Here is a 10,420-nt window from a genome sequence, read left to right as displayed (position 1 = left end):
TTCGAGTCAAGTTTTTAAAGCGGGTGTCCTTGGTCACGTCGGTGAGCAATAATGGAATTCCTTTCTCCGCTACCCAACCCGCGATTTGTTCACCCAATTTTATCTTCGCCTTCCTGATAATGTCCTCGTCTAAACCACAGGCAGCCTCAATTGTAAGTTCCCCAGCCAGATTATCCAGAAGCATCACGGAGGAGGTTTCTCCTCTCACCAGTTGCACGGCAATGCGACAAATCAAATTCAAGAGCTCATTGAGATCGAGAACGGAATTGATTGCCTTTCCAATCTCAACGATGCTAAAGAATTCGGTTGTTTCCAGTCCGATTCTTTCCCTAAGTTTGTTTGTTTCGATGGACAAGGCCACCTGACCGGCAAGGGTTGAAAGGAATCGCTCATCATCTTGACTTAAAGGACGAAGAGAGCAAACGAGAAGTGTCCCCATGGCTTTATCCCTAAAGCGGAGGGGAGCGGCTATACAGAAAAGTTCTTTTCCCATGAGAGAATCATCGGTCTCTCGGATTGGAGAGATTTTTTCGACCGCCTCAAAGGCGAGGCGCTTCTCCAGATTTATGAAATGGTCATCATCGGTTCCGGGACCAATCTCCGCTACCCTGGTTAAGTTTCCCCTCTCATCCAAGAGAGTAAGGGTGCAAATGGATGCCCCGAGAGCATTCACCGTTTCTGCCACGAGCGCCTTTGAAAAATCGTGCAATTCAAGCAGCTCTCGAAGTTCCTCATTCACCTGATATATGGCATTGAGCTTTAAATTGGCATCTTCCACTGAACTCATTCTATCAAATCCTTAAAGTGGACTATTAACGAGTCAGGTCTACATCTTATACATTGGAGGAGTGTTAACCCATCTTGTTAATAATACCCCTAAGTTTCAGCCTACATGCTTAAAATCTTCGAGGTTTCTCCGCCAAAGTCAACTCCACCGTCGTTTTTTTATGATCACGAAGGTAGGTGACTTTGACCTTGTCTCCAACCTTTTTACTCCTTATAGCTTCAATGAGCTCATCCATATCCTTAATGGATTTGCCATCGAAGGTGATGATGATATCACCTCGCTCAAGCCCCATCTTCCCAGCGGGACTATCCTTGACCACCTCCACGATGATCGCTCCATGATCTATCTTCAATCCATGCTTTTCGGCGTATTCCTTATCCACCGTTTGACCTAAGATACCAATATAGGGGTGGCTCACCTTCCCCTTTTTGATGAGCTGATCTGCCACATCGATGGCTGTATCTATGGGGATGGCAAAACCTATGCCCTGATAGCCTCCCGTGGTGGAATATATCAGTGTATTAACCCCAATGACCTGTCCTTTGGAATTGCATAAAGCTCCCCCGCTATTGCCGGGATTTATGGCCGCATCGGTCTGTATGAGGTTGGTGAAGGTCTTTACCGTTTCCGTGTTCGGATCGGCTGTGGATATCGTCCTATTCAAAGCACTGATGACCCCCGCGGTGACGGTGTGTTCGAAACCAAAGGGACTCCCGATGGCCACAGCCAATTCCCCAACCTTTACATCCTTGATGGAACCAAGCTCAGCGGCGGGTAGGTTTTTCCTATCGACCTTGACCACAGCCAAATCGGTTTCTGGATCCACCCCCAAAACGGTGCCCTTGATATCCTCTTCAGCACCTATGGTCACCCATATCTCCTTGGCGTCTTCGATTACATGATAGTTGGTCAAAATATATCCATCCTTTCTGAAGATAACCCCGGATCCAATGCCCCTGGCCACCATATCCTCGTGGAAAAGGTCGGACATGATCATCTTGGTTCTGATGTTAACCACGGAGGACTGAACTTTCTTAGCCACGGCAACCACGGGGTCGGAGGTGCTGAGTATTTCGATTTTCTGGAGGGGGGTTTCATACCTCACGCTGGGCGAAGATGGCTTTAGATATTTTCCACCGAGAAGTTTGAGGGTATCCACTCCAAACATATACGGAACCACAAAGGAGGCTATGATTCCTCCAATGATGGCACTTATCAAGGCAACCATTAAAAAAGCCAGACCAATCAGTAAAACTTTGGATGTCCTGCCTGCCGGCGGGTAGGTCCTCTGGGTTGGTTGTGGAGGAACTTCATTCTGCATCAATCCGAGCATTCCAAAAATCCTCCCGAAAAATAAATTCATCTAACCAGTATATTAAGTTCTAACATCTAACTCATCAAGTTTATCACTCTTTTATTCCCTTGTTGAGGAGCATCGCTAAAATCGCCAACCTCTCTCCTCGCACATTGAGAGCTTTAACAAATCTTTTAATGAGATTTCTCATCTCTAAACTGGGATTATAAGCATATAGGGGGCAGTCATCGCGTTCTAAGGTGAGGATGCCCTTATCCACCAAACCGTTTAGACCTTCCTCGACCTCCCACTCCTTTCTCCCTATATGAGCAGCTATATTCCCTGGTATATCCTTCACTTCGGGATGCTTTTCGAAGAAAACCAGCAAATCCCACTCGGTAAAAGAGTCCACATATCTCTCGATGAATTCTTCAATCTTTTTGTCCAAGGTAACCAACATTGAAGAAACTCCCCTAAACACTCATTTCCCTCAAGTACTTAGCCACATTTTCCGGGGTGGCAATGTTAATCATGATTCCCGTGCCCAGTTCAAATCCAGCGGCTATAGATAACTTCGGAAGGATTTCGATATGCCAATGATACACCCGAGGAATCATGTCCTCTGGTGGGTAGCCAGGAATTCCCATCTCTCTATGCTCTGGCGGGCAGGTGTGGATAAAATAATTATATGGGGGATCGGATAATCCTTTGTAAAGTTTGGCTAAAATGATCCTTAAAATGGAGGCTAAATCCTCAATTTCACTAAAGCTTATGGTCTCGAAGGAAGGTTTGTGTTCTTTCGGCATTATCCACAGCTCAAAGGGAACTCGGGAGGCATAGGGGGCAAAGACGATATAATTTTTGCTCCCCAAGATAACTCTTTTACCCTCCTGCAATTCGTGCTCTATCATGTGGCAAAAAATGCAGCTTTTTTCACGCTCAAAAAAGCTGTATGCTCCCAGGAGCTCCTCCTTTATGGTTGCTGGTAAAAGTGGTACGGCGAAAACTTGAGAGTGAGGATGCTCTATCGAAGCCCCGGCTTCCCTCCCATGGTTCACGATGATCAAGATATATCTTATTCGGGGATCCTTCTTTAGGGCCAGATACCGATCTCTATAAGATGAAATGATCTTTATCACCTGAGATTCCGAAAGTAATGCCAGACTTTTATGATGATCCGGACTACTTACGATGACTTCGTGTGCGCCCATGGCAACCATTGAGGGATATACCTGCCTGCCGGCGGGCATGGTCCCTTCCCTCACAAGTGGCTTACCGTCTCTGCCGACCCGCAGGTATTCGGGAACAAAGGCGGGATATTTATTGGGAACGACCCTTATTGTCCATCCAGGGGTATCCGGAAGTGTGTTTTTCGGTCGATAGGCCATGATCTCAGGTGGTGTAAGGGCCTCATTGCCATAACAAAAGGGGCAGACGGTCGTGGTTTTTGCTTCCTCCTTTTTCAATCGAGTAAAACTTTCGGGTCGTAAGGCTCGCTCAGTGGCGATCACCACCCACCTCCCGGTGACTATATCCTGCCTCAATTCTGGCACCTCGATACCCCCTTTCAAGTCGGGAGTGAGGAGTTGGTAGTAGCGAGATTTCAAATCTTTGCGTTCCCAACGACTGCCCAACCAATCCGGAAGCTATGCTCATTACTCCATAGTGTCGTAAAGAGTTTTAAGACAACCAGCCACCAACTAATAAACTCCCAACCTTTTGGTATATCGCTTATAAATTTCCACAACCTGAACTTATCTCCCTTTTAGTTTAGACATAATTCACGCTTAATAATTCGATATCACTCTATTTATGTCTAGGGCACATCTCCCTTCTTTATTGTCCCTGGAATCATAATGGAAATCAAATTTCTCCGCTATAAAGACAAACTCTGTTTCTGCCTTCGCGCTTGGCTCTATAAAGAGCTACATTGGCAGCGTCAATGAATTCCTTCTGCGTTACGGCATCCGTAGGATATGTAGCCACTCCACAGCTTACGGTGAGGGTACCACGGGGCTGAGTCTCTTGATGCGGGAATTCTTCCTCTTCAACCAATCTTCTAATTCTTTCGGCAATACTAAAGGCTCCCTCTTTACCGGTCTCGGGAAGGAGAAGAGCTGGTTCTTCGCCACCGTATCTCACGGGTATATCAATATCCCTGCTGTAATTTTTTAAGAGCTGCCCCAGCAGCTGAAGAACCTTGTCGCCATTGGTGGGACCGTAGAGGTCGTTATAGTTTCTAAAATGATCGATGTCAAACATCAACAATGATAATTTGGTTCCATAACGTTCGGTTCGCTTGATCTCCTCATTTAGACGTTCTTGAAAATAATTTAAATTATATAGCCCGGTTAAATCATCGATATAAATTAATTCCTCCACCTTGCTCTGGAGCTTCTCCACCTCTCTTGTCCGCCTTAGGTAATTCCATCTCTCCCGCCTACTTTGAACGCCCACATATATAGCGGTCACAAAGAAGAGAACGAGCGCCGATGAAACCCGATAGGCGGAGGCACTTAACGGAAATAGCTGACGTTTTATGAGAATGATGAAAACATACCCAAAACTTTCAGCGAAGGTGGCCGTCACCGTTTGGGGTAAATCATAGCGCAAAGCGATGGAAATCAAAGAAAGAACGATCAAAAGATGAAAAGGACTATGGGTTCCCCCTGTGTAATGCACGAAGAGTAAAATAAGTAGAGCATCCACGAGGGAGATGAAATAGCTCAAAGAAAGGCTGATCTTCTCTTGACCTTGGACATACAGAAAAACTCCAATACCATGAATGATGGCAAAGAACCCTAAGACAAGGATGGGGAATAAATTTATCCGAGCTTCAGGGCACAGTGGGAAAAGGAAGGCACAGGCTAAAATGACTATCCATCTTATCGTGGCCAAATTTCTCTCCCAATAAAGGAGTTCTTCCACTTTCCTCCCCCACAACTCAATTCTTCAGATTTCCGGCAACTTCACACCCAGAATCTTCTTGAGAGCCATCAAATGGCTGCAGGTTCTATGCTCATCAAAGAAAGGGCAATTGCATGTCAAATTCTCCCCTTTTAGAGTTATGGTGTAGATGCGATGATCTCCCTTGAACTTGAGCACGAATTCTTCAAAACGCAGACGATCGGGCTCCCTGGCATAGCGTTCGGCCTTCTTAACCTTCCTAGCAAATTCATTCTCCCAAGACATCTCAGCTCCACTTTGAAAAAATGAAAGAATTATGATCCATGTGTGGTTTCATAAAGTACCTTAACATCCTCAAGGGTATTAATTTGGGAAGGGGTCTTATCCCTTCTTATCCTTTTGATACGTGGAAACCTTAGCGCAAAGCCACTGTCATGTCTGGTGCTTCTTTGAATGGAATCGAAGGCGACTTCGAGCAATACTTCAGGCTTAACGATCTTCATTGCCCCAAGATCTTGGATGGTATTCTCAAGAAACCATCCCGTGAGTTCCGCTATCTCCTGATCGGTTAAACCCGAATAAGCCTTCCCCACAATCTTAAAACTATCCCCGTTCTTAACGGCGAAGGTGTAATCGGATAACACACCCGCCCTCTTGCCATGACCATACTCGGCTGCAACGACGACTACATCGAGGATTCCCAGTTCCTCTTTTAACTTTAACCAATACTTTCCCCTTTTTCCTGGCTGATACGAGGAATCTGGGTCCTTTATCACCAGTCCCTCATTCCCCTTATTCCTCGCCTCCCTAAAATACCTTTCCACCTCTTGGGCATTGGAGGCGATCGCCCGGTGAGCAGAGGTCAATTTTCCCGCGAAGGAAAGAGACTGCAGAATCTCCATTCTCTTCCTCAATGGCTCTTTGAGCAGATTCTCTCCATTTAAGTAAAGGAGATCGAAGAAGAATAAGATCACTGGGACTTCCCGTATTAGCTCCGGTGTGGGCTCCTTTCGACGCAGCCTTTGCTGAAGCCAATGAAAGGGAAGAAATCTACCATCAAAGGCTACGATCTCCCCATCTAAGATAATATCTCCCATAAATTCTTTAAAATCATCGACGACATCAGGAAAAGAGATAGTTATATCATCAAGGGTGCGAGAGTAAAGCCTAACCTCCTGACCTCGTTTATGGGCTTGCACCCTTATTCCATCGTATTTATCCTCGACAAAGACTCCCCGCGTCGGAGAAAAAATCTCGAATACTTCCTCTGGAGCTTGCACCGCCTCGGCTAGCATGAACTTGATGGGACGGAAGGGATTAAGGGAAGCCTCATTCAGCTGACGACCTCTGGTGAGGATTGCTACTTCACCGATGTCGCTTAAGAGCATATTTGCCTCTCTAACAGAATCGATATCTTCGTCAAAGGCTAAGGCGATTGCCTCTTCAACCAGATTTTCTTTTAATCCCAACCTTAAATCTGAGGTGAAAATCTTGATGAGATATTTGGCTTCGAGAGGGGATGCATTCTGGAGAAGGAAGTTTACCAGCCTCTCCCTCACTTCCTGGGTACCTTTTCCCTCAGCCTCTGCTATCCTTTCAAAAGTATGGTGTACCTCGGCGAGGTTAAGACTCCGTCTGCCAACAGGCAGGATATAAGAAGTCCCGGTGGGCAACTTCAAGCGGTTTCGCTTCATAAGATATTCCGTGGCACAACCGAGATCTCCATACTTCAAAAGAGCGTCTCGGAACAGCCCTTCCGTGCAACCCGTTACCTCAAAAAGCGCTCCTTTAATCGTGGACCCTCCCACATTTAGCTTCCTTTGATCATGTAGAGGGAAAGGGCTTCCGGTAAGAAAGATACATACAATCCTTAAATCATCGTCGCTCAGCTTTTTTAGAAAATCTGAGAGGATGCGGACCTTTTCATTTTTCCTTGTTGTTCTGGAGATATCCTCGGCAACCCTTGCAAAATCTCCCAAGGATGCCCTATGTCTCATCTATCTCAACCCCACTGATTCCACAACTGCCTTATCTTGTCCCGACTCATTAGCAAATAATCACGATCATGGGAAAAAATCTCCAAGGTTATGGTATCGTCATATTGGTATCTTTTAAGCAAGCGAATTATTTCCTTCCAATCTATGTTTCCCGCCCCGATGGGTAAATGCAAGTCGTCCTCCCCGCCCTTATTGTCGGAGATATGAACGTGCTCCAGTCGATCGGAGAAAAGCCTTAAGAACTCTTTAGCTTGATTCCTTCCGGTGAACAGGTTTGCATGTCCGACATCGAGATTGAATCCTATCTGCGGTATTGCATCCAGAACTTTGGAAATTCCAATGCTTTTGGAGAACACTCCTCCGAAGTGCTCCACGAGGATTTTTATCCCATAATCCCGAGCCTTTTGGGCGAGCTTGGATAAAACCTCGATGTTATTCTCAATTAATTGATTCTCCGGTAAAAAGCAGACCAATCTATGATCAAGATGTACACTCATCTTTCGAGCCCCAAGTCTTGCGAAGACCTCCAAACATCTCATCAATTCTTCATAAGAAGCTCGCCTCAAATTGGGAAAAGGTGAAGCAATGGCCAAAAAGGGAGAGGTATGACCCACTATTCCCACCTTATACTCTTCAAGGACTTCTTGGATTCCCTCCACATCGATGTCTAATGCATAGGCTCTGGGGGGTTCTAGGGTCAAATCCACAAAATCAAAATCATTTTCACCGATCCATCTTATTTCTTGAATCGGATCTCTGGCGGGATGATTCATTACCCCTAATTTCATTCTCTCATTCTTTCAAGATTGGCAAATAGTCAGAATAACTTAAGCGTCTAACCTAGAAGTTAACTTGATTTTGAGAAAACCGGGCATCTGTAGTGAAGAAAAATATTATGGGAGCCGGATGCCGGATTCGAACCGGCGACCTACGCATTACGAGTGCGTCGCTCTACCAACTGAGCTAATCCGGCCAATCATGCGACATGCGCCTAAAGCCTGCGACATTAATCGGCTTCTTCTACCCTAGATACTGGAATTTCAAATCTTAAGCCCTCTCCCACCTCTACTATTACCATCTCCTTGGGAACATTATACTCCACGATAGTACCCACTCCGTATGGTGTTTCAATCTTCGTTCCCCTACGGGGGGCTTTGCTCTTGAACTCCTTATATACCTCATATTCATATTTTAAACAACACATTAGTCTACCACAAATACCCGATATCTTGAGGGGATTCAGTGGTAAATCTTGCTCCTTCGCCATGCGGATGGAGACGGGTTCGAAATCGCTCAAGAATAGTGTGCAACACAGCCGCCGTCCGCAGGGACCGATTCCCCCAATCATCTTCGCTTCGTCCCGAACTCCAATTTGCCTGAGCTCGATTCGGGTGCGGAAAATGGATGCAAGATCTTTGACCAACGCTCTAAAGTCAACCCTTCCCTCAGCCGTGAAATAGAAAACTATCCTGCTTTTATCGAATACGTATTCCACGTCGACAAGCTTCATTGGAAGCTCGTGCTCCTTTACCTTCTCCTCGCAGATCTCAAAGGCTTCCTTCTCCTTGGCTCGATTCTTTTCCACCTGAGCCCTATCTTCCTCCATTGCTTTCCTTACCACCCTCTTTAAGGGAGCGGTGAGTTCATCCTCGGGAATATCCTGGGGGGGCATAACCACCTCTCCGAACTCTAATCCTCGGGAGGTCTTGACTATTACATTATCGCCCACCTTCAAATCCAATTTACGGGGATCGAAATAATAGACTTTTCCGGCTTCCCTGAACACAACTCCAACGACCCTAGGCATATGCTTTAAACCTCCTGCAATTTGAATAGCATCACTTCAAAGGCTAAATGCATGTTAACATTGAATCTCATTAACCGTTTGGTTCCTTCAATGATCTCAATGGCTTTTTGAGCCTGAGAGAGAGAAATATTCCTAGAGAGTCGTTTAAGACTCTCGATACGATCCATGTTGACCAGTAAATTTTCACCGGATTCTCCGGTGAGTATCAGCAAGTCTCGATACCATGAGGTCAGAATGTTCAATATCTCCTCAAAACCCTGGCGTTCCTGGCGACTTGCCTCCCGTTTATGGCGCTGATCAAGCCTCTTTCTCATGCGCATCGCATGTGCCTTGTTAAAGGCCAAGTCCTCGATGGTTTCAAGCTCTTTTTTCTGTATCTCTTTGAGACCCCTCAAAGGCTTTTTAACCTCAGAGATGAGCTGTCCAGCTGCTTCAGAGAGCTCCAATGCACCTGCATCCCAAATCCCTTCGGCGATATCCAAGACAACCTCTCGCCTTCTCAATCTCCAAGGGGATGCGGCGAGACTTAAGGCATTTCCCAGTATTCCTCCACTAACCAAGGTTATCAATCTGGCTTGATCCCTACTCATCCCGTACTTGGTTGCCAATATATCCACCATCTTCGAGGAAGGGACTAATTTGAAACGAATCAGTTGGCATCGAGATACTATTGTTGGAAGAACCCCTTCCAAGTTGGTAGTGATAAGGATGAAGATCAAATCCGGGGGTGGTTCCTCAAGGGTCTTGAGGAGTGCGTTAGCAGCGGGTGATGTCATCCTATCAACCTCGTCTAGAATGCAAACCCTTGTCTTTCCCTCAAAGGGTTTGAGACCGATCTCACGCTGGAGTTCACGGATTTGATCGATATTTAGGAAATTTCCCTCCGGTTCAATAAAGAAAATATCGGGATGAGTTTCATGGTCTATCTTGATGCAGGATGGGCAGCTACTACAGCTACCATCCCTACAATTTAAAGCCGAGGCAAAAACCTTTGCCGTGGTCCGCTTGCCCACCCCTGTTGGTCCCAAAAATAAATAAGCGTGACTTAATCTATCGCTTTCAATGGCTTTTTGAAGCCAGGTGATAACCTCGGGCTGACCAACGATTTCATTCCAAGTCATTTCCTATCCTATTATATCACTCGGTAAGATGTTTACATATTTAAGACTGCGTTTACCTATCATTTGGACTATTACTATTAACCAATTCATTTCTTTGCTTTCAAAAGGGTTTCAACCCGCTTAACGATCTCCCGATGTATCTCTTTCGGATCCCCCAATGCCTCCACAACACAGTATCTTTTGGGGAATTTTCTGGCCAATTCCCGATAACCTTCATGGACCTTCCGATGGAATTCGATATCCTCTCGTTCAATGCGATCGGCATAAACCTCAGTGGCCCTCCTTAGACCCTCTTCCACAGGGATGTACAGGAGAATGGTCAAATCCGGTTCGAGATCTTGAGTGGCCCATTTGTTGATGTTGAGGATATCTTCCAAGGCGAATCCCCGCCCAAAGCCCTGATAGACGAGAGAAGAATCGATATACCGATCGCAGATTACAATTTTCTTAAGTTTTAGAGCGGGCTTGATGACTTGTGACACATGTTGGGCGCGACCTGCAGCATAG

Annotated in this window: 11 protein-coding genes and 1 tRNA gene; all 12 read right to left on the bottom strand. The window is 45.8% G+C overall.

All coding sequences use genetic code 11. The features are described from left to right. The coding region (locus tag AB1466_02550; GenBank protein ID MEW6188982.1) for a GAF domain-containing protein at window positions 1–787 on the bottom strand (787 nt) is incomplete at its 3' end. 109 nt (window positions 788–896) lie between these two features. Next, window positions 897–2,120: a trypsin-like peptidase domain-containing protein gene (locus AB1466_02545; protein ID MEW6188981.1), complete on the bottom strand. Its 1,224-nt coding sequence runs from the start codon at window positions 2,118–2,120 to the stop codon at window positions 897–899. 73 nt (window positions 2,121–2,193) lie between these two features. Further along, the gene (locus tag AB1466_02540; GenBank protein ID MEW6188980.1) at window positions 2,194–2,541 is read right to left on the bottom strand and encodes a hypothetical protein; all 348 of its coding nucleotides are present in this window, start codon (window positions 2,539–2,541) and stop codon (window positions 2,194–2,196) included. A gap of 13 nt (window positions 2,542–2,554) precedes the next feature. Next, window positions 2,555–3,634: a galactose-1-phosphate uridylyltransferase gene (locus AB1466_02535; protein MEW6188979.1), complete on the bottom strand. Its 1,080-nt coding sequence runs from the start codon at window positions 3,632–3,634 to the stop codon at window positions 2,555–2,557. Window positions 3,635–3,944: 310 nt separating this feature from the next. Beyond that, entirely contained in the window at window positions 3,945–5,009 is a 1,065-nt protein-coding gene (locus tag AB1466_02530; protein MEW6188978.1) for a GGDEF domain-containing protein, read from the bottom strand. A 24-nt stretch (window positions 5,010–5,033) separates the two neighbouring features. Beyond that, window positions 5,034–5,273: an SWIM zinc finger family protein gene (locus AB1466_02525; protein ID MEW6188977.1), complete on the bottom strand. Its 240-nt coding sequence runs from the start codon at window positions 5,271–5,273 to the stop codon at window positions 5,034–5,036. A gap of 29 nt (window positions 5,274–5,302) precedes the next feature. Next, on the bottom strand, window positions 5,303–6,985 hold the full coding sequence (locus AB1466_02520) for an ATP-dependent DNA ligase (GenBank protein MEW6188976.1): 1,683 nt from the start codon (window positions 6,983–6,985) through the stop codon (window positions 5,303–5,305). 5 nt (window positions 6,986–6,990) lie between these two features. Further along, complete coding sequence (locus AB1466_02515; protein MEW6188975.1) at window positions 6,991–7,773, bottom strand: sugar phosphate isomerase/epimerase family protein; 783 nt, start codon at window positions 7,771–7,773, stop codon at window positions 6,991–6,993. A 112-nt stretch (window positions 7,774–7,885) separates the two neighbouring features. Beyond that, a tRNA-Thr gene (locus tag AB1466_02510) sits at window positions 7,886–7,958 on the bottom strand. Window positions 7,959–7,991: 33 nt separating this feature from the next. Further along, a complete protein-coding gene (locus AB1466_02505) occupies window positions 7,992–8,792 on the bottom strand; it encodes a stage 0 sporulation family protein (protein MEW6188974.1) in 801 nt (266 codons plus the stop codon). Window positions 8,793–8,797: 5 nt separating this feature from the next. Then, window positions 8,798–9,913, bottom strand: coding sequence for a DNA polymerase III subunit delta' (gene holB / locus AB1466_02500; protein ID MEW6188973.1), 1,116 nt, complete (start codon window positions 9,911–9,913; stop codon window positions 8,798–8,800). Between the two features lie 86 nt (window positions 9,914–9,999). Beyond that, window positions 10,000–10,420 (bottom strand): dTMP kinase (gene tmk / locus AB1466_02495; GenBank protein ID MEW6188972.1); only part of this gene is annotated, 421 nt, incomplete at its 5' end.

The sequence above is a fragment of the Actinomycetota bacterium genome, assembly GCA_040755895.1.
Lineage (GTDB): Bacteria > Actinomycetota > Aquicultoria > Subteraquimicrobiales > Subteraquimicrobiaceae > Subteraquimicrobium.
Note: the sequence above shows the minus strand (reverse complement) of the source record. Positions and strands in the feature narration are given on the sequence as shown.